12 protein-coding genes are annotated in these 20,947 nt (G+C 47.4%); 7 read left to right on the top strand and 5 right to left on the bottom strand.

Translation table 11 applies throughout. The annotated features are described in order from the left end of the window. Positions 1–91: 91 nt before the first annotated feature. The gene (locus tag VJ249_06595; protein ID HKZ94229.1) at positions 92–667 is read right to left on the bottom strand and encodes a DUF4382 domain-containing protein; all 576 of its coding nucleotides are present in this window, start codon (positions 665–667) and stop codon (positions 92–94) included. 872 nt (positions 668–1,539) lie between these two features. Continuing rightward, positions 1,540–4,278 carry a PKD domain-containing protein gene (locus tag VJ249_06590; protein HKZ94228.1) on the bottom strand — a complete coding sequence of 913 codons (2,739 nt, stop codon included), beginning with the start codon at positions 4,276–4,278 and terminating at the stop codon, positions 1,540–1,542. A 331-nt stretch (positions 4,279–4,609) separates the two neighbouring features. Between VJ249_06590 and VJ249_06585 the strand changes: the two genes are divergently transcribed. Further along, entirely contained in the window at positions 4,610–5,320 is a 711-nt protein-coding gene (locus VJ249_06585; protein HKZ94227.1) for an alpha/beta hydrolase, read from the top strand. 59 nt (positions 5,321–5,379) lie between these two features. On the opposite strand, the gene VJ249_06580 is transcribed toward VJ249_06585, so the two are convergent. Beyond that, positions 5,380–5,958 (bottom strand): nucleotidyltransferase domain-containing protein, encoded by a 579-nt coding sequence (locus VJ249_06580; GenBank protein ID HKZ94226.1) that lies wholly within the window; start codon positions 5,956–5,958, stop codon positions 5,380–5,382. A 120-nt stretch (positions 5,959–6,078) separates the two neighbouring features. Between VJ249_06580 and VJ249_06575 the strand changes: the two genes are divergently transcribed. Continuing rightward, on the top strand, positions 6,079–6,906 hold the full coding sequence (locus tag VJ249_06575; GenBank protein HKZ94225.1) for a winged helix-turn-helix domain-containing protein: 828 nt from the start codon (positions 6,079–6,081) through the stop codon (positions 6,904–6,906). A gap of 24 nt (positions 6,907–6,930) precedes the next feature. Here VJ249_06575 and VJ249_06570 read toward each other — a convergent pair whose 3' ends face one another. Continuing rightward, the gene (locus tag VJ249_06570; GenBank protein HKZ94224.1) at positions 6,931–7,215 is read right to left on the bottom strand and encodes a hypothetical protein; all 285 of its coding nucleotides are present in this window, start codon (positions 7,213–7,215) and stop codon (positions 6,931–6,933) included. A 67-nt stretch (positions 7,216–7,282) separates the two neighbouring features. Then, on the bottom strand, positions 7,283–7,483 hold the full coding sequence (locus VJ249_06565) for a hypothetical protein (protein HKZ94223.1): 201 nt from the start codon (positions 7,481–7,483) through the stop codon (positions 7,283–7,285). A gap of 751 nt (positions 7,484–8,234) precedes the next feature. Here VJ249_06565 and VJ249_06560 point away from each other — a divergent pair. The 5 genes from VJ249_06560 (at position 8,235) to VJ249_06540 (ending at position 20,946) form a co-directional block, all read left to right on the top strand. Beyond that, on the top strand, positions 8,235–9,707 hold the full coding sequence (locus VJ249_06560; protein ID HKZ94222.1) for a hypothetical protein: 1,473 nt from the start codon (positions 8,235–8,237) through the stop codon (positions 9,705–9,707). An 84-nt stretch (positions 9,708–9,791) separates the two neighbouring features. Next, the gene (locus VJ249_06555; protein HKZ94221.1) at positions 9,792–10,220 is read left to right on the top strand and encodes a hypothetical protein; all 429 of its coding nucleotides are present in this window, start codon (positions 9,792–9,794) and stop codon (positions 10,218–10,220) included. A 166-nt stretch (positions 10,221–10,386) separates the two neighbouring features. Then, positions 10,387–12,465 (top strand): hypothetical protein, encoded by a 2,079-nt coding sequence (locus tag VJ249_06550; protein HKZ94220.1) that lies wholly within the window; start codon positions 10,387–10,389, stop codon positions 12,463–12,465. Positions 12,466–12,594: 129 nt separating this feature from the next. Next, positions 12,595–13,329 carry a glycosyltransferase gene (locus VJ249_06545; GenBank protein HKZ94219.1) on the top strand — a complete coding sequence of 245 codons (735 nt, stop codon included), beginning with the start codon at positions 12,595–12,597 and terminating at the stop codon, positions 13,327–13,329. 669 nt (positions 13,330–13,998) lie between these two features. Further along, positions 13,999–20,946 (top strand): hypothetical protein, encoded by a 6,948-nt coding sequence (locus VJ249_06540; protein HKZ94218.1) that lies wholly within the window; start codon positions 13,999–14,001, stop codon positions 20,944–20,946. Position 20,947: the final 1 nt, after the last annotated feature.

Genomic DNA, 20,947 nt, shown 5'->3' with positions numbered 1-20,947 from the left:
TTTGTTGGGTTTTCTGGGGTTTGAGGGTGTTGAAAAAAGGGAAGAGGGGGGATGGAAGGAGGGATTGTGTTCGCGGTCTGGATTATGGTTTTTATCCGTTGACCATGGCTTTCATGGTGGGTTTGAGGTTTAGGCTGTGGCTTATGGCTATTTTGGCTGTTTCTGGTTCCAAGTCAATTGTGACTGTGATGGCTGCGCCGCTTTGCATGATTAGGTGTGGTTTTAGTAGGATTTTGATGTTGTTGCTGGGCACGTTTAGTTCAGCGGTTGAGCCGTCTGGGTATGTTGCGTTGGCTGTTAGTATGTGCATTTTTATCATGGTGTAGTTGCCTGCGGGGATTTCGGTTTTTGACAGGGTTAGTGACACGTTTTGCAGCGCTAGTAGGTCGAAGTAGATGGGTTCGCCGTCGATTAGTTCTAGGTCGATCCATGTTTCATTGTCCTCTGCTTTTTGTATTGAGAGTCGGTCTATGGTTATGTTGAGGTGTTCCAGTTCAACTGGTTTGTCGATTATGTTGATGGTTAAGGTGCCCCTGTTTGAAAGTAGGCTTGGCAGCCTTAGTGATGGGAATTTGAAGCCTGCAACTGCGAAGCTGCCAATTATTAGAACGGCGAAGAGGATTCCTATGGCGGCGAAGAAGCCGATGTCGTGTATGCTGTCGGACATTTGTCTGTTTTCACGCTCCAATCGTACAAGGACATTAGGGGGCGGTGGATATAATGCAACAGTTTTGAACACTATCGTACAATGAAGTTGAACAGTAGAACCCATGGTATTGTGAGGTTCTGTGAAGCCATGGTTACGCGGGTTGTGACTGTATGGATGTCGTCGTCAAACTGTTCCTAGTGACATCAACATCCAGATAATGAGGGCTGAGCTGTCCGGAAGCGTGGATGTTAGTGTTGACGCTGCCTAAGAAACACTAACATGTGCTATGTTTATGGCGCTACGGTGAAAGAGATTTCAAAAGAAGAAGGCAACTTTTCCCTTTAGCCTTCTTCTACCGTGCTTTAAACAGTGCTGAAGGGGCTGCTGGCAGTATGGAAGTTGTTGTTGCCCTTCAGTAGTCACTTTGTCACAACAACTTCTTGGATGCTGGCTGCAATGGTTTGCGGAAGCGGGTTTCTGTTCAGATGTTATTAACTTTCGCTTGGAAACAGTAATAATACCGAGCGGGTTTCTGTTCAGAAGTAGTAGTCTTCGCCGCATGTTTGTTAACTACTACTTGAATGTCGGCTTCGCCGCTTGCAAGCGGATTTGCGTATTCAGAGATGACGTAAGAGGGTGCACAGATATTCTCAAGCAACTGGGTTTCGAAGCAGGCTGTATTACAAGCCTGACGTTTTCACCTACAAGAAAATGCATCGAGTTACGGGTTCACCCATAAATCACTGATATTTTGGTTGAACTGAAGCCCAGCTTCTCTTCCATTTGCGTACGCGATCGATTCGCGCCGTAGCATATTGGGTTAGTAAGTGAATGCCCAAAAACGTCGCGATGCACAGGGCTAGAGCGAAGATCCACGTATCGAATTTTCACTAGTTGCGCGGTGTTTTATTTCGTCTTCTCCAGAGGACTGTTGCTACGGCGATTATTGCTATTGTTACCACGGCTGCGCCCACCATCCACATGGGAAAGGCTTCGGTTGAGAGCACTGTTATGGTTACTTGGTGAGTGGCCGTGTTGCCTGCTGCGTCTTCAACGGTTAATGTTACAATATACGTCCCTGGACTTGCATAAGTGTAGGTTGTTGTTTTGCCCGCGCCAGTTGTTTCATCTCCGAAGTTCCACTCGTAACGGGTGATATCAACGTTGTCTGTCGAGCTGCTTCCGTCAAAGCTTACTTTTGCTCCAACGTTTACTGTCTGGTCTTGTCCAGCGTTGGCTAATGGCTTTGTGATATCCAAGACAGTTATGGTTATTGTGTTTGTTGCCCAGTTTCCAGCAGTGTCTGTGACGTTTAGAATGACGTTGTATGTGCCTGGTGTTTCAAAAGTGTGGGTTGGCTTTTCACCGTCTAGGGTCTGCGGTATGCCTACGTCTGAAAATGCCCAGGTATAGCTTGCGATTTCTACGTTATCCGAGGAGGCTGTCGCATCAAACGTGACCAAAGTGTTCTCTCTTACGGTCTGATTTAGACCAGCGTTAGCTATTGGCCTAGTGATGTCGAGCACCGTAACCATGACTGTGTCGGTTGCATAGTTGCCTGCTGGGTCTTTCACTTCCAACGTGACCGCGTAGACCCCTGGAGTGGCGAAAGTGTATGTTGGATTTTTCCCGCTCAATGATATTGGTGTTGTGTCGGCGTACGCCCATGTGTAGGATGCGATGCCGTTCGCGTCTGTTGAGACTGAGCCATCAAACTCAACAAGTGTGTCTTCGCTGACTGTTTGATCGTAGCCAGCATTCGCTGTGGGTTTTGTTGCGTCCATTATGATTGTGTCTTGATAAGTGAGCGAAGTTAAGCCAGCGTTGTCTTTAACTTGATAGTAAACGTTTTTTGTTCCCTCTCCAAGTACTAGAGTCCACGCTTTTGTCAGCGAAGGAGTTTCCCATGGTTCCGTTTCCCATACGCCGTCGTTGCTGTATCTAACTCGGTAGACACCTGATGTGGCATCAGTTGCGGTTGAAGTTAACGTCACGAAGGATGAAGCCGTGTAAGGATCACCATTATTGATCAAGACGGTGCCGGTAGGAGTTGTCTTATCCAGTTTGATTTCAGTTAGAATGTGATGCTCCTCTTCGTTGCCAGCATTATCTACGCTCCAATATTCCAATGTGTTGCTGGTTCCTTCAGTTGCTATGAGTGGTTGTCCGTAAACACTCACAGTTTTGATGGGTCCATTATTGATCTTGTAGGAGATTCGAGCTATACCACTAAAATTGTCGGTTGCAGTTAGATTAATGATGAAGTTTTTAGTTTTCCATAAGCCATCGTAGTCCTGATATGCTGTTGGTGGGATGTAGTCTACCGTAACGGTATCGCTGGAATATGACGTTTCTGTATTCCCAACCGAACTGATTCCTCGTGCTTCAACTGTGTGATTACCTAATGAAAGCGACGGCGTAGTGAACCTGAATTCTTCGACCGCCTCGTCAAAAATACCATCAGCTGCATTTGCATTGATCCAAGCATCAGAGTCTATTCTAAATTGAACTCGAGTAATAGTGTTGATTGTTACATCTCTACTTGTGCCACGTGGATTGTTGTTAGGATAGGGAATTTCCGTAACAGTTCCGTCGTATGCAAGGACTGGGATGGCGGTCGGATCAGGCGAATGTGCATTCAAATCAGTATTAGGAAACGTATCTACAATGTCTTGTAAGCCGTCGCTATCAGTGTCACGCCATCCAACTTGACTCCAAGTGCCTGAGGAAAGCCACCACTCGTTTTTATCCATCAGAGCACCTGAGCCGTCAATATCCTGAACGTTGAGATAGCCACTATATTCTGTTCTGCCGTCATATTCATCAGTGGCGTAGAATATGTGGCCCGTCTCATGAGCAGTCACACGATCCATTCTGTCAATGCCCCAATTGTCATTGTCGTAGGTCATTACAAGAAAAGGGCCTCCTAGGTATGCATAAGCAAACCAAAACCATCCCCCGGGCGTCATATCTGTAAAACTACCATCGGGATCGTTGTAGCTGTCAACTATGAACATCGCAAAAGCCCAGTCTGCACCTGCATTACTTCGCAGATCATTGACGTAGTCGCGCACCTGAGTGAAATAATGGGCACCGGAGTAGCCAAGGTAGTTCATTGCTTCCCTAATCCACAAACCCTCGTCTGTGTGGGGGCGATTTACGGGCTCGTAGCTCGTAGGAACACGATAATTCAACGTCAAGGCGAAGCTTACGCCTGTTAAAGGATTTTGGAGACTCCACCAATTCAAAGCGGTCTGTATCTCATTCACCACTTGAGATTCTCGGGCTGGTGTCCAACTTTCAGTGGGCGGATCGATAGATGCGTCGCTTTCTAAAAGGATCACACCTACTGCAACTTTGCCAATGAGATACTCGCTAGTCTCATAATAACCCGGAGAAGGAGACGACGGAGAAGAAAGAACGTTGGGAAGACTCGATGACAGATCTGGAGCAATAAGTGCGTCGCCATAAAAAGGCATATTGAACGTTGGCTCGTTGCTTTCTGAAGAAGCCGTGAAGCTCCCGCCAACCAACGAAACATTAAACACCACACCAAACACTGCTACGAAAAGCACAAAAACCCAAACACCAAAAACCAAGCCAACCCTTCCTAAAGCCAAACTTCTCAACTCTCTATCCTCTCAATAGGCCGCACTGAGCTTGCGCTGTCAAATACAACATCCTCATTGACAGCTTTATGCTTTATGAAACAACATTCGATGCATGCGCTGCATCCGCATCGTAGCATATTGCGCTAGAAGAGTCAAGGCCCAAAGACGTCTAGGCACGGTGGACTTGTTGAATAATCTGACAGCCTCATTATGCTTTCTACTGAAGCTCAAAGGCCTCAAGAAGATAGCCCCTCCAGATTACTCAAAAAACTTTCAAACCTGAGCACTCCGAAGGCTTAATAGTTGACAGCTCATTCAATTACCTAGCCAAAATTTTTGTGGTGGAAGAATGACGACTTTCGTCTTGGTACATGGATCTTTTCATGGAGGATGGTGTTGGCGCTTTGTTGCGCCAATGCTGCGGAATCTGGGACACGATGTGCATACGCCAACTTTGACTGGCATTGGAGCGAAATCACACCTCCTGCATTGTGGAGTGGATTTGAACACTCACATAGAGGACGTCGCCAACTTACTCTTCTGTGAAGACCTCTCAAGAGTCACGTTGGTCGGCCACAGTTACGCGGGTATGGTCATCACTGGAGTTGCGGCGAGGATGCCAGAGCGAATAGCAAAATTGATCTACTTTGATGCCTATGTGCCCTCGGATGGACAAAGCGAAGTTGACCTTTGGCCCCCAGCGGCTTCTGCGGGTCGGATGTTCGTTCGCCCGTCTGAAAGTAATGAAATGCGTCCTCCTCCATCACTATCTGTCTTTGGTATTAATGATACGAAAATGGCTGACTGGGTTGCTGCACGACTTGTGCCGCAACCGATGAGCACTTACGTCCAAGCTCCTCCAGCTAGCAGTCCCACGAGCAGAGCTATTCCACGAGCGTACATACATTGCACGAGTGGGCCATTCCTGCCTATGATGGCACGTTTTGCTGCTAAAGCGAGATCGGACGGCTGGGAGGTGCGAGAATTAGCGTCTGGTCATGACGCGATGCTTACGCACCCACAGGAATTGACGAATATTCTCATTGAACTTGCTGGTTAGGCCATGTCCTATCTCAATTTTTCAGCAATGATTCAGGATTCTAACAGCTTCTAATCTTGTCAAGCCCAGACATGTCTTATGACGTAGTTTATTCCTTTTTTCTCTAAATGCTGTGTTATGGTCTTTAAGTTCTCGATTGGAATCATCATCACTCCTCTTCCGACTTTATACCCGCCTAAATCGCCTACAAGTCCCTCATACCTATACTTGCCCTTGCCCCTTCCCTCCAGTTTTTGAGTGAACAACACTCTCTCTTTAGCGCTTAGGTTTGCCGTGCTGTAAGTTATGAGACCGTAAGGTTTGTGAGTCGGAGTCAGCAATTTCTTCACGTCTTCATTTGCATAGTAAATTTTTCCCTCACGCATAGCCGACTCCAAAAGCAGAGAGCCTTTCAACTCGTCAACGGTTAAACAGATAACCTGAAAGAACAGGGCACTTTGAGATGTCGTCTTGTACACTTCCTTCAAGCCCTCCTCCAATGCATTTTTATCATTAAAAACGACGAGAAGGTCAACATCGCTTCCTTCATCATAATCACCTCTCGAATAGCTTCCAAAAAGCACCACGCCCACAACTCCCTTTACTATTTTCATCTTGTCAGCTAAATGCTCGATTTTTTCAAAGACCTCTAACTGCAATCTTTTCCCTTCTACTTAACTCGCTCAAGCATTACTTTAAGTCTGATGATGTAAGAATTTAAGCTAGCGCCCATCAATTCAATAGACATTGAAAAAGAAGATTGGTGATGGTCTTTCTCTGTGACTGATGAGGCTTCGCGGTATTACACATTGCTGCGTGACCCGGCGCGACGGAAGATTATTGAGTTGCTGGGTGAGCAGGGCAAAATCGGCTTCAAAGAACTTCGCGGCAACCTCGGCTTGGGCGTAGGCACGGTTTACTACCACCTTGACATGCTGTCCGATTTCATGACTCAAGATAAGAGTCGAAAATACAGCCTGAACGACCGTGGACAATTGCTATACCGCACGTTGAAAGACGGCAATATGTCGCCCGCTCTGAAGATGGGAAGTGAAGCGTTAAGCCATCGCTTGGGACGCTGGCTGTTTCTCTCGCCGGTTTTTTCTCAATCAGTTCGTCTACGGTTTTTCTTGCCTATCTCAATTGCTGTTTTGATTTTGGGCGCGGTTGGCTCAGCCGTGGCTAGGCAGGAGCCCGTGTTCTTCTTCTATTTTTCATCAACACGAAGCTTTGAGAACGTAGTTCTTATGTTCCTTTTCTACTGGGTCGGCTTGTTCCTGTTGGCAGATGCAATGATTTACGTCTTGTTTAGGAGAACTGGAGGCGACCTCCAGCTTTTCGCTTGTATTGGCGTGGCAGCTTTGCCGCTGGCGCTGTTTCCCTACGTTTACGTTTTAATCATTCCTTACATTACAACGCTCGTGCCACCTGTGTCTTTTTGGCTTCCCCGTTTTGTACTGCTCACATTTCAAGTCTGGACGCTACTGCTGATTTCGTCAGCGTTCTCTTTTGGAAAAGGTCTACGTCTAGACCGCTCGATTATCATTACACTTGTCATCCTGTACCTCAACATCGTTGTTTTGATCTTGCTGGGTCGTGTGATTTAGAAGTTCAAGGTTTCGCAGGCGCTATTATTTTCCCATTGCTAGTTTGATGGCGCCTTTGATTTCGATTGCCCTTCTGTAGATTAGATTCAGAGCCTCGTCCATTTCTTCCAGACTAACGTCTCTTCCATACCTGACTCTCGACTCTTCAAAAGCTCCAACAACAATGTCTCCAACAATGTATCCAAAACAAAAGTCTTCAACTGACTTAAGAGGAAGATTCTCTGAGATCTTAACTATCATTTCGATTACTTCTGGTTTCAACAACCTGTCCAATTCCTTCTCCAGTCGACCTCTCACTTCACTTTCCATAAAGAAATTCCTCTGAGCCAATGACTATGGAATATCTATGACTGTGCTTTGGGTATTATTAGTTCTTTCAGTTCTGCTTTGACTTTTTCATAAGATTTCTTTTTCCGATTTCAGTCTGAACCTGTTTAACGAGTCCTTTGCTGAACCCAAGTCGTTTAAGCAGCCTCAATAGCTCCTCAGCATCCAGTATTCTGCCGCATTCAGGACAAACCATCACTGCAGCTCTGTACGAAGCCGAATCCACCTTATGCTTAGGGCATTTCATCATTTTCTATTCCCAATCTGTTATTTCTTTCGACTTGCATTAATAACTTAATGCACACACACAGAAGCAATTGGTCAATCCTTGCTTAATAATAGAAGCTTCTGCCTTGAATCCTTAATATAAACCTGAAATGACATATCAGTAATAACAGTGCCAATCATTACCACTCTGGCTGAAGAGATGTAGAACAAATGGGTAGAAAAGAACGATGTCCTCAATGCGGAAGCAAGAAGATTACAATTGCTGTAGATCTGAAAAAGTGCAATGTCTGCAAACACGAATGGACTGGAAGAACTAGAAAGCAAACTTCTAAGAAAGAGAAAACCCGATTTTAGTTGAGAATTACACCTCAAGACATAACGGAAGAACTATTATTTTCGCTCAAAGCTGCAATCATAATCTGAGGCATCTTCATGCACTGCAACATTAGAGTTCGAGGTTTCTAGAACCCTTCAACAACGAAATTCGAGTTTTCTCGAAACGATTGAGATAAAACCAGCTTTTTCTAAGGTATTTTCGGTGAAAAACCCTGAAAACACCCGTAAAGTGGCCTGCGAATGGATGCGGGGAGGTTGAAAATCTCCTTAAACCAAGGAGACTTTGGCAAATGCAGCTGCGTTTCTCAGCCTTTTACACGCCCTTAAAGATCTCTCCTTTCTCTCTCCCGATGACTCTCGGTTGCATGTGCCAGTCAACAAACAATGAACCAAAACCCCGCAGGCGTGTTTTCAAGGCATAAAAGAGGTGAAAAGAATTGAAAATGAAGAAAAATTGGCTTGCGGCTATCGTTCTGTCAATACTTATGGTCTTTTTGGCTTCACCTTTGATTGCTTTGTCCACTTCAGCAAGCGAAGACAACGGTGACGACGATGATGTCAGAGTCATCCCGGGCAATTGGTACCGACTGGACTCAGACATTATTACAGTGCTGTTTCCCGCTGGCGGAAGAAAACCAATGTTCATATGGTGGTACACTAGCAAACCAGACCAAGTGTACGTGGTTAAATTCCAAGGTCTAATAGAATGGTTCGCTTTCAACCACACGCTTCTGCCCAGAAACCCTGAAACATACAATCACCTAAGAGAAGCTTGGCAGGAAACTTGGCGCGAAAGATTCCAAGACTGGTACTTCAAACCTGAGGAAGATCGGTGGGGACGTTTGGGCGACATGGGCATGCTCAGACTAATGATCCTAAAGCAGATGATGCTTCAGTTCATGGAACGCATGGAAAGCCAGTGGCACAAACCATACTTGCCCTTTGACGCGGGAAAATGGGCACTCAGCGACATTCACAATATTACTACACCTGAAGGCAAAGCAATCGGCGTGGCCTTCACGTTCACTTTGGACGAAGTGTGGCTGCCACGCTTCGAGTTCGCTGAAGACAACATAATGATACGAGTACGCTTCTACAATGAAACTGTCGAGGAAACAGTGCCAGGCACAGACTTCAAGTACACCGTGAACGCCGGCGAAATGAAGATGGACCTAGTTGTCAACAAATGGGAATGGAACATAGATGCTCTGAGAGAACTCGTGTCAGGACTGAACCAAGAAGGATTTGACATCAGAATTCCAGAGGGCAAATCCAGACTAGCCTTATGGGTCAATTTAGCCTCAATAAACATCACAAGACTAACTGTCGACGAGGCAGAAGAACGTCCAGAAGAGATTGAAGAACACTCGACGGCAACACACATGGAAATCGAAGATGATGACTCCTTTGAAGACATAAGAGAAAACAAAACAGAGATTGAAGATGAGAAGCCCATTGACGTTCCAAGACGAATGATAAAAATCCGTTTTGCCAACGAAACTGGCACACTCGGCGGATTCTTCAGGTTTGTCTCGTCAGCCAAAATCACTGACTATCCTAACCAAGGCGACGTCAACATGGTGCCCGTTAAAGCAGCCTACATTGCAGGCGGCGCCCACATGCGCTTGTTCATGGCTTACCCGTACTTTGGCAACGGCACACTGGAACACGACCCAAGCATAGGCGTCGACACAACTGATGTGGACACTACTCCCAAGTACACTGTGCAGGCTCCATCGGGCAGCGAAGCTCTACCTGTCGTAATTGGCGCATACGTGCCACCATTGTTCGCAGCACCATTCATGCTCGCATTGATCATTGTGGTTTCAGCAGCCGCAGTCCTACTGTACATTGCGAAGTGGAGACGCAAGACACCGGTCAACATGGTCGGCGTCGGGACCACAGGTTAAGGAGTAATTCGCCCCTCCCAAAACCCCATTTTCTTTTTATCTTGATCTCGTAGCTAATAATGAACCGTTCACAGTTGGGTAATCATGGAAAATGACAAGGTTGAAAGTGAACTCAGAGGGAACACGCTGCGAGTTTACTGGAAGCTCCTCAAGTCGCAAAAAGGCATTATAGGAGTTCGCGAAGTACAACGGGCTTTAAAATTCTCCAGCCCAGCGCTAGCCTCGTATCATCTGACCAAACTGGAAGAGCTGGGACTGGTTGAAAAGACAAACGGCGAATACCGCCTGAAAAAAGAGGTTCGAGTGGGCGCGCTGAAGCAGTTCACTAGATTTGGGTCCTTCATGTTGCCTCGTTACTCGTTTTATGCAGCTTTGCTCACCACGCTTCTCGTGTTCTACTTGACACAGTTGCGCGAGTTCAACTTCTACAGCCTCTTCGGGCTGTTGTTTGCCGCGCTGAGCACAGGAATCTTGTGGTATGAGACTCTTAGAGTGTGGCGTCAAAAACCCTAACTCTACATAGGAATTCCATCGTTCTATGTTTCGGGATTTTGAATATTATGACTTGCGATAAGACTTACTTCTAGAGACTACAACCTTACCCATTTAAGTTCGAGTCAAAAACCAAATATAAGTTAAAGACACAATCAACGAGCTTTAGAATGGAGATAAGAGAAGAATGAGAAGACGCAAACTCAGCATGATTGTCGCAACACTAGTTCTATTTCTAGCAGCATCAGTCGTAACTGTATTGCCAGCTACAAGCCCGGACACAAGCTTGATTATCGGCAAACTGAACAAACTTCACGATGAACTCGAGGGTGAAAAGACTGCACTGCAAAACAAGGTCAACGCCGTCATACATCAGATTGAAGCTGGGGCCTTCAACGGCGCTCTAAACAAAATGGTAAATGATGTGAGAAAATCCATCGAGGCGTGGGTTGAAGACCCACATGACTTACTCCTGCTGGTCGACGAAATCATCGAAATGATTAGGGGAATCTCGCCAACTGCAGATTTTGAGATCAGCACTCCACCATATAGATTAGATGTGGTTCAAGGCGGCTTTAATACAACAGAGATAACGATAACATCGATCAACAACTTCAACAGAAAATTAGCGCTCAATGCAACGACAACCGCTCTTGGAGTCACTCTTACTCTTGATCCAGATTCGGTAACTCCGCCTGTGAACGGTTCAGAAGTCTCGACTTTACGGGTTGAAGCTTCTCAAGAAACTGCGCCAGAAGTCTACGAGATCACTGTAACAGGCACAAGCGGCTCATTAGAACACGAAGTCACGATCCCACTAAAGATCATTGAAGCTACGCCTCCACCGCCAGGTCAAGACTGGGCAATCACGGCGTCTCCAACAACCTTGATTATCCAGCAAGGAAGGTCTAACACCTCGATCATAGCAGTAACTTCAATCAACGACTTCAGCGAAGAAGTCAGTCTGGCTGTGACATCTGCCCAGATAACGGGCGTAAACACCACATTGAATCAAACCACAGTAATACCGCCACCAAACTCGCATGCCATATCAGTGCTAGTAGTGGACGCGGAAACCACAGCCACAGTTGGCTCACACATCTTAACCATAACAGGAGAAAGCAACTCTATTCACCACAGCGTCAACATCTCATTAACTGTCACCCAGCCTCCAGTTCCACCTGCACCTGATTTCAGCATCAACGCCTTTCCAACGTCATTGACAATCGAACGAGAAGAGACTGCTGCGACAGCAATCATCCTAGCTTCATTGAAAGGTTTCAGCGGATCTGTCACACTGATGTTAACTCCCGAATTCATCCCGGATGTCGTCATGAGCCTGACCCCGGGTCAAGTCACTCTGACACCCGACGGGTTTGCAACTGCATCACTGAAAATCATTGTTGACATGAAAGCTGAACTCAAGGAGCATGAAATAACAGTGACAGCCACGAGCGGCAACCTACGACACAACACCACTGTCTCTTTGAAGATCACCGAGGAGAGCAAACCTCCCAGAATAACAAGCGTTCTAAGACTTCCCGAGCGCGCACCAGCCTACAACGAAACAGCCAAGGTGCTCGCAAATGTCATCGACTTGGAAAGCGGACTCAAAGACGTAATACTAGGGTTCTCAAGCGGTGGAGTCAAACAAAACCTAACCATGACCCTGAGCGTTGGACTCTTTGAAGCAAGCATTCCCCCCTTCCGGTTCAACGCATCCGTCCAGTATCGCATCTACGCTTCAGACAAAGCTGGCAACTGGGCAGTATCTGCGCTCTACTCCTACATCGTCGACGATCCATATTCACCCACGATTGACCTGCCAAGTTGGCAACCCAGAGAGCCAGGATCAGGCGAGACAGTTACTGTGAATGCCACCGTCAACGAACCCGCTAATGCCAGCGGAATCAAAATGGTCGTTTTATGGTTCAAAAACAGCACAATGAACGCTTGGAAACACGTATCAATGACACCTGTAATCAACAGCGCCAATTGGACAGCTACTATATCGAACCAGAGCGAAACCAAAGTTGAATTCTACGTCGAAGCCATCGACATGGTTGACAACCGAGCCCAGAGCCTAACACAAGAATTCAGTGTAGCAGCACCCGCGTTTCCACTTGCATGGATCCTAGCAGCAATAGCAATCTTGGCAAGCGCGACAGGAGGAGGCGCCTACTACATTAGACGAAAACGAAGAAAGGGCGCAACCCCAACTTCAGTGCCCTCTGCAGCTGTAAAGCCGATCCCGCCCACACGGTAACAACTCAATCCACAACTCATCTCCTTCTATTTTTGCTCAGATATTCTTGTTACTAGAATATTGCTGAAATACCAAGAACCCATTTAAGTCGCTGGCCTTCTGGTTTTAGTAGAGAAGACGACCTGACCCTTGAATTTCCCAAAACTAATGACCCTGTTCCACCTATCCTTCACACTTCTTGGAATCCTAGCCCTGCTCCTAATGGCCAGCAAAATCCTGTTTCTTGATTGGTCAGCCTTTGCAGTCATCGTCATAGCAGTTGTATTGAACACTCTATTCGGAGCATTGTGGCTTGATGAACTCGTCAGCCCAAAAGTCGAAAAACATGAGATCATAACTGAAGCAAGCCACGTCTTTCCAATGGTTTCTCTGATTGCCCCAGTTTACAACCAAGAGCAGAACATAGCTAGTTTCATCAAAGGTCTGTTCAACTGCGCCTCAAACTACCGCGGTCCAAGCGAAATCATAATTGTTGATGACGGCAGCACAGACAAAACCTACGAGTCAGCTTGGACAGCCATGGGCTCCATACACAAGGAACAGCCTAACATTCGCGCTCAGGTTATCAAACACATGTCCCATCTGGGCAGAGCCGAAGCTGTGAAAACAGGAGCGAACAAAGCAATGGGCGAATACTTAGCTTTGCTTGATGCCACAGCGCCCTGTGAATCCGTTTCCTTGAACAAACTGGTCGACACCATATTCTCCTCTCAGAAGGCGATGATCAATTATGAAGCCACAGCTCTTGGGCGCAACGGCAGGACTGCTGTATCATCCTTAATGTGGCTGTACAACGCCGACATCCTTCGTCGCACGCTAAATGAAGAACAAAGCGAGAAATCAGCCCGAGAACTGAAGCTCTAATCGAATCTTTCTGACACGAGCTTCTTTCGAAGACTTCTCAGCGTCCTGGCCTCTAAACTCAGGATTCGGATCTCCTCCATCTCTGGCAGCTTCAGGTCATGGCTGACTGTCCTGTAGAATTGATTTCGCCACGATAAAGCTGCGAAAGAACTCACTCTTGACTCCAACTTACATTTGGTTGGTTGTTGCAGAGCGCCTCTAATTCAGCTGCAGCCCAGGATCCATCATCGGTAGCACCTCTGGCGGGCCACTCGCTTTCTTATTGTGCTTGGAGCTTGCGATGGTTTTGCGGGCTTCATTGTGTGTTGGCTCAACAGCGTGACTGCGCCTCATCGAGAGAGAGAAAGGAGAAGACGGCCTACAATATAGGATGCTGCGCCGCCACGTTGCTGGAGCTTTGCCCTCTCGACCCAATGATAATTGGGCTTGAGTGGATTTCAACCTCGACCCGCTTCTCACTATGACATCGCAAGACATAATATACACTACACACAGCCACATAAAAACCTTCTTAACCACAAATCACCGGCATTCGGTTTTCGAACATTCAGTTTTCGGATATCCGGTTTCTGAGAGAACTTCCATTAATATAGCGAGTTCAGAATTCTTATATGCCCACAAGCATACACGTATGTCCTAAACAATATGAATATTTACGAGGAAACATAAATGAAACCAAGAATCAACATCCTCCTCTCAGCAATCCTAATCACAATAACACTCACCTCAGCTGTGATGTTCAAACCCCTACAAGCTCAAAAGCCAGAACCCCCACCACAAGGCGACAAACACTCTCCACCACGCCCAGACCTACAATTCAACGGCACCTACATCTCATGGGATAAACAGGAAAACACCACGCAGGAAAACTGGAACTGGCGCAACCAAGCATGGGAATTCGGACCGTACCCAACGTTCCACATATATCTCTCAAACGGAACTGAAATCACAGACGCCAACTTCATCCCAGTAGGAGCAACTTTCAAAGCTGTCGTCTACGTGCAGAAGAATGTTTTCACAGGGAACTCAACCCTCGGACGCGCTGGATTGCAGTGGAACACTGAATTACGAAGCCAAAACGGCACTAATATAGGCAACGCCAACCTCAAAATGGTTTACATTAACCAAATGCAGACCCACTTCTGGAACGAAACCAACGCATGGCATGTGGAAAGCTTCGTCTTCAATAACACTGCACAGAGCAAGTCTCCGCCTCCAATGGAGGGACCGCAACCACCGCCACCGCCGGAACAGATGAAGCAATTCTCCTTCTACAACTTCAACAAAAACGCAAGCACTGCAGTAGAGACCGCCCAAGATTGGCAGATCACATTCGTCGGCTTTTTCAACACAACAACCACGCCCATGGGACCATACTGGATGAACCTTGAAGTAACGGATCAATACGACAGTTGGATAGAGTTCGGCTTCCGCGCACGGCTCACCCAAGAAATGGCAACCAACCGCATGGTAGCAGTGGGCACACCAGGCTTAGCCTATGGCTGGTTCCAAGACACTTGGGCATTTGAGAGATTGGACATGGAGAACCAACCGTTGTACTCCGCTTCAAAAGGTCAGCCGTGGAAGATGAGAATCAACGTAACTGGCTCTGAATTAACTAACGTAACTGTAGGAATGGAACTCGGCTGGAACGTCAAGACCTATGTCAACGTCACCAACTGGTACTCAAAGCCTGTGACTACGCGGGGCGGTTGGATGTTTAATGAAACATCTGGCACGTATTATTGGAACAGCACCGTCGAAGTAACGAGAGCAGAGCAGGTCTTCGGGCCTCATCCCGAAGAACGCTGGATAAATGTAAACCACAACCGCCAAGTCAACATCACACGACAATTCTGGGACCCAATTACAGGACAGGCAAGATTCATAAACGAGACGATGCCTGTTCAAGAAAAAATGTTCCTGATCTACGACCATTACAGCCACACGTTTACTGTGAAACAGGGCTACTCCTACATGGGATATGACCCGCAACTTCAAAGAGACAGAGAGTACATGGTTCTCAACGACCTGAACGCTTCCGACCCAACAACCCGCTTCTATCAGCTGTCCCCAACCGATTCAAACTGGTACCAGACAGGATCTGACAAATACGCCATAGAATTCGTCGGCTATTTCTCAAATGAAACCTTCACGGACCGAGATGCATACTGGTTCCAAATATCAGTTTACACCCGACACGGCCAAATCTGGCCACGGTGGGAAAACACAAACCCAGGCGACTTTCAGATCGCTGTCGACAGGCTTGTAGCCATTTCAACTGTGCTCAACCCGCAAGGTCGACCCTTTGAAGGTTGGATGTTTCAGACAGATCCAAGTGAATCATTCACGATTCAAAGCAAGCTTTACGGCACGTCTGTGTCTTCCTTGGACATCGATGGTGTAGGCGTTGTTTTCCGCACGGGCGTTGGAAGGTGGGCAGTTAACGAAAGCTTTTGGTCTGATGTGGAGATCAGGCTCACCAAGGATTTAACTACTGGCGTCCTCAGTGCGGCTACGTATAATCGAACAAATAGAAACGCTTACGTCTACGGCACACACTTGGGCTGGGCTCTTGTGAACGTCACAGATTGGCACACGCAATTCAACTCCTCTACAGGCATGTGGGATTGGGTGCAGAGTCCGCAATTGAGATGGAATGAAACTATCGTGACGGATTGGCATTGGGAGAACTTCCGCCTCAACCAAACTGAATATGCACGTGCCCCAACTTCGCCCAAGATCTGGATTGACACAACAAAAACGTGGGTAAGCGAATTCGACCCAGCCTTCAAAATGCCAGCAAGCTACGCCAACGTGCACTCAGCCGAGATTACACAAGTCAAAGGAGTCGTCACTATAAACCTGAATGTGTCCTTTTCGCCTGCTGCGCCTGAAAGTAACTACCAATGGAACATGCTTTTCCAAAACTTGACTTATGGCAGAGATTGGAGCCAAGGATGGGGTGAACATACGATAACCGAATGGACCAACGAGCCAGTCTACTTTGTAAACGGTTCAGCGACAAACTGGGAAGCATGGTATGTCTCTAAACCGTTAACGCCGCTCTCAACCATTTACGATGGTAGGAAGTACTTGCTCAATCAATTGCCTTACATAACCTTGAACGGCGCCGATCTGCCAATCCAAGTGCGGTCGCAATACGACTCGATGCGACAGGAAGAATGGACGCAGTACCTGCTCTACGAACCGTACAACCCGAGCCTCGGCATGCAACCACGGTACTATGAACTGTTAAACGGAACCAAAATATACGTCAAAGAAGCTTTCCAAGCTGTAATTCGAGCAGTAACACTGAACTGCACAGACGCATACCAATTAGCAGGCAGCAACAAAATTCCTGTTACAAACGGCACGGTCTTCAAGAGCTACATGGACCGCTCAAAGCAAGACTGGGCAGTGCGCTTCTGGGATCCAGTGCTTCAACGAGAGATTGCCCCCTTCTACTACGAGTTGCTAGATGGCTCGCGCATCTATAGAAACGACCCGTTTGAGATGCAAATGTATAACAGCACAAGAAACCGCTGGGAGTTGACAGCTCGTGTTTACACTGAAGAGGATACTCCGCTGCCTCTAAGCTCGGTTGGATCAGGCGTCGCCCTTAACGGAACAGTGGTCTTGTTGCGTGAACCGAGCAATTGGCAGCCTATGCCCGACGGTTCAGGATACTTCCTCGTCATGAGAAATGGCACGCGCATCACTATTACTGATCCATGGTCAGTTCCCGACGACCAGAGATTCGTGATCCTCAATGGCTTAAGATACTTGATCGACTGGCCAAATCAATACTACACTGGCACGCATGAAGGGCACGAACTGATGATTCGTGGCGGCGGCATGGAAGGCTACGTGCGCAACTTCTACTACACTGACTTAGGCGTCGAAGATGGAGTCAAATATGAAATGCCCTATTCGAACGCTATGGCAACCTCATGGTGGGAACTGGAGGACACAGAATCCGAAGGACGAAAACTGAAAACAACAAAGTCGTTGACAGTCAACGGGGTTGAACATGTTATCTATCAGAGGGAAGATGGGTCACACTACATCGTGGTGGATTCAACACAGGTTTCGGTGACGCCCCCAGAGATAGACTATGGATACTATTACTCATCAATAAACGGACAAGAATACTGGGATGTTATCCAAAAGGGTTGGATACTGCAATATGGCAAACATAACGAGAGATCAGGACAAATCACCGCCTCAGGTGCGATAATTACCACGACAGGCCGTGACCCTGTGGCAAACCGCTGGACTGACTGGAACCGTTACGGCTACGACCGGGAGAACTCCACTCTGTACATTCAGATGTCAAACGGCTCTAGGTTTGACCTTCACTCAAGCGTCTACGTAGCGGTTTGGAAAGTACAAGTTGGTGACCAGATCTTTTACACCACAGATGCTAACGACCGTTTTGAAAGCATGGTCGATAATCAAACAGCCCAAACAATTAACCTGAACTACATCACGTCGCTCGACGGCCAAAAAATCTACTTCAACTGGAACGACAAGCCAGCCAATTGGCTTGAAGAAATCCACATACAAGTGCCTGGCACAAACTTCACTAGGCTGATCCCGTTCAGTTGGCAAGCGAAACAAGTGTTTGACACAATATACGTTTATAATCTGACAATCCCTGGATTAGCATGGGATCCAGCTCACACCGATGTCTTTTACGAGGACGGAACCGAAGTCTCGGTTAACGCGACTTTGAAAGTTTGGGGAACAAGCGGCGGACCAGGCGTTTACCACGGTTACTTCTGGGAAAACGACTCGTGGACGCCTAACAGCTGGTTTGTTCCTGGCACTAATGCTCCTTGGAACAACGGCACGTGGGTCAATTACATGACTATGCTGAACGGCACGCAGGTTTACAGTACGTGGGGCTTTGGCTGGGTAGGCGACCATTGGGGTGTGGCTAGGCAATGGACTTTCATAAACGACGATCCTGTCGCTGGAAATAGAACTGCTCAGGGAGTTGAGGGTTACCGCGTCTATTTGAACGACACCTTGCCGTTGGATGTTACAACGCAGAATCCGATGGGCGGCATGCCTGGCCAGCATTTGGTCATGAAAAACGGCACCATATTCAATGTTCACTGGCGAAATGAACTAAGCATGTACTTCACACGGATCGGAGACCAAGACTACTACTTCAGGAATGTAGTAATGTATTACACGATCAACGACTTGGGCGAGAGCTATGATGTATATGACGATAAGGACTTTGACATATTTCACATTGTCACTCCAAGCGTTGTCAACGCGCCTGTAGCCACACTTGACCGTCAGGCATGGCTTTGGATGAACTCCACAACGGACCGCATAATGCGTGACGGTTTAGGATGGTATCTCTTAAACGCGTCTGACTTTAGCCGAACGGATTTGAGTTTAGTGGATGGGTGGTGGAATCTGTCTGACGCGGTTCGAGGGAAGGTGTTCACTGGCGAACTGAGCGATTGTTATCCGCGATTCAATGTCACGATCAATGGAAGAGAATTCTTTGTAATCGACCCAAGTCCAGTTATCAGTCGATTTGAAGGCGAAGGGCAAATCGAAAACAGCTTGTACCGATATCCAAGCAGCGTCACGGTCAACCTCGAAGGAACAGACTACACTGTTGTCTTGTTTGACAATGCGGGATGGTGGAGACAAGACATTCGGTGGAAACGCGTCGAAACGGTTACTATCGACGGCAACGCCTACGAGCTGGAGCGGTCGGAACAGTGGAAACCATCGTACAACGTCATAATTGACAGCCAGTTAATGGACGTTCAGCAAGCCAGAATGAACATCTTCAAGACGCATAAGATGTGGGGTGATGTTTACGGGTGGATGCTCACCGATCTAAACATAGTCACGCAGCGCCAAATTAATGACATCGTAGTCGGCGTGCCGAACTGGGGAATGTGGGGTGTCCGCGCCTTCGATGTGGTTCCTGAGACAGGTGCATTAGACTTGGACGGCGACTTGACCACAACGGGCGATCAATACTTTGTGAGGAGGATTCACGGTGGCTCTGACCTGAGAAACGTAACTATCAACCGCATGTGGGTTGAAATTATCTGGGACCCGAATTCGTCACTTGTTGAAGACGAGATTCACATCGGCGCTTGGATGGGCAAGATGTACGTGGCTTGGACCTCGGAATGGAATGAAACATACATTTGGCACTACGCCTCAAACATGACAACCATCAGCGAAGCCGCAATGCAAAACATACGGTCGGTAATAGTTGACGGCGCATCGAAGTTGCCCAAACCGGGCTACTGGGATATTGCCCACATGGTTAAGAACGCTACATGGGCAGACATGCTAGAGCGAGCTAAACGAGAAGGATGGAACTGGATTACCGACAAAACCAACGAATGGGAATGGATGTGGTTCGGAACCCAGCAGGACTATACGACAAGCTGGGCTACAAGCAACGGCACGGAACACGCAGGCATAGGACTGCGTTACGAATTTGCGGGCCTGTCGCTTTACAATGGCACTGAAAAAACACATTTCTTCATGCCACGCAACATCGGAAACATCACTTTCGTAACGCCTGGCGAAATGTTTGGGAACACCAACGCCACAGGCGACATGGTTGTGCCCTTGAACGCCAAAATAGCCTTCGGCGTGACCTACAACGGTGTCAACGGCACTTTGTTCCCGTATAGCGAGCAGAGGTCAATGTGGGGCTGGTGGGACCGCCCAGTGTTTGGGGCAGACTTCAACGTGCCCAACTTCATGAACAAGCCGACTCCGTCATTGATAGACCAAGTTTCATTTGCAATTCACTTCAACGGAACTGCCACGCCGACTGCAGAAGCCAACAACGAAGCCTCGATAAAAATAGACCAGCACATAGGCAATTGGGCTGTTGACCCAGGCGTGATTGACGGACGCCAACAAAACGTAAGTGGCGTGCTTGTTCCATTAGTGGGCAAGGACATCTTCCTCAACCGCAGCTTAGCAACCAACTATTATGTAACAGCGTTCAGCGGCATTGCTTGGAACGTCATGGACGACAAAGGCACAGCCATAGACAATAACAACAGCACCGAGTCTTCAAGATTCAGCATCGCATCACGCTTAGCTAATGTGCAGTTCGCAACAGTAAAGTTGGGCAGCACTTACGATTGGGAGAAACCAATCACCGACGCCGACATGATACGAACCTTCAACGTGACCAGCAAAACCTCTCCTATAGGCTCTTTCAAAGCCAGTTTCCAGTCTGAGTCGGGCAAATCATCTACGGGCTTCGACATCTCAGCTTCAATGTACTTTCTAACCGTGGGCTTTGACAAATGGGACGGATACGCAGTTTACAATGACCCGGAAGTACTCTTCCTACTGAGCAAAGGGGTTACGCCACAGACCGAACCATTTATCTTGCTTAGCGAAGGCGGACTAATACTCCTGTTTGTAGTTGGCTCGTTGATTGCAACTGCAACAGTGCTGGTTGTCTTTAGAAAAAGAGTCAAGAGCAAACTATCGCAGCTTTGGACAAAGATGAAATCAGCTAAGCAAAGGAAACAGGCAAAATCCAATCGACCTGAACAACCGTCTCTGAATCCATTTGAGGAACCTCTGATAGCCAGCTGAA

The organism is Candidatus Bathyarchaeia archaeon, assembly GCA_035283685.1.
GTDB lineage: Archaea > Thermoproteota > Bathyarchaeia > Bathyarchaeales > Bathyarchaeaceae > DATETJ01.
This window is presented reverse-complemented; position numbering and strand designations above follow the sequence as displayed.

Excerpts from the sequence above, each read along its gene's own strand:
- VJ249_06585 (HKZ94227.1), top strand. The coding sequence starts at position 4,610 with ATGACGACTTTCGTCTTGGTACATGGATCTTTTCATGGAGGATGGTGT.
- VJ249_06570 (HKZ94224.1), bottom strand. The coding sequence starts at position 7,215 with ATGGAAAGTGAAGTGAGAGGTCGACTGGAGAAGGAATTGGACAGGTTG.
- VJ249_06555 (HKZ94221.1), top strand. The coding sequence starts at position 9,792 with ATGGAAAATGACAAGGTTGAAAGTGAACTCAGAGGGAACACGCTGCGA.
- VJ249_06595 (HKZ94229.1), bottom strand. The coding sequence starts at position 667 with ATGTCCGACAGCATACACGACATCGGCTTCTTCGCCGCCATAGGAATC.
- VJ249_06550 (HKZ94220.1), top strand. The coding sequence starts at position 10,387 with ATGAGAAGACGCAAACTCAGCATGATTGTCGCAACACTAGTTCTATTT.
- VJ249_06565 (HKZ94223.1), bottom strand. The coding sequence starts at position 7,483 with ATGATGAAATGCCCTAAGCATAAGGTGGATTCGGCTTCGTACAGAGCT.
- VJ249_06540 (HKZ94218.1), top strand. The coding sequence starts at position 13,999 with ATGAAACCAAGAATCAACATCCTCCTCTCAGCAATCCTAATCACAATA.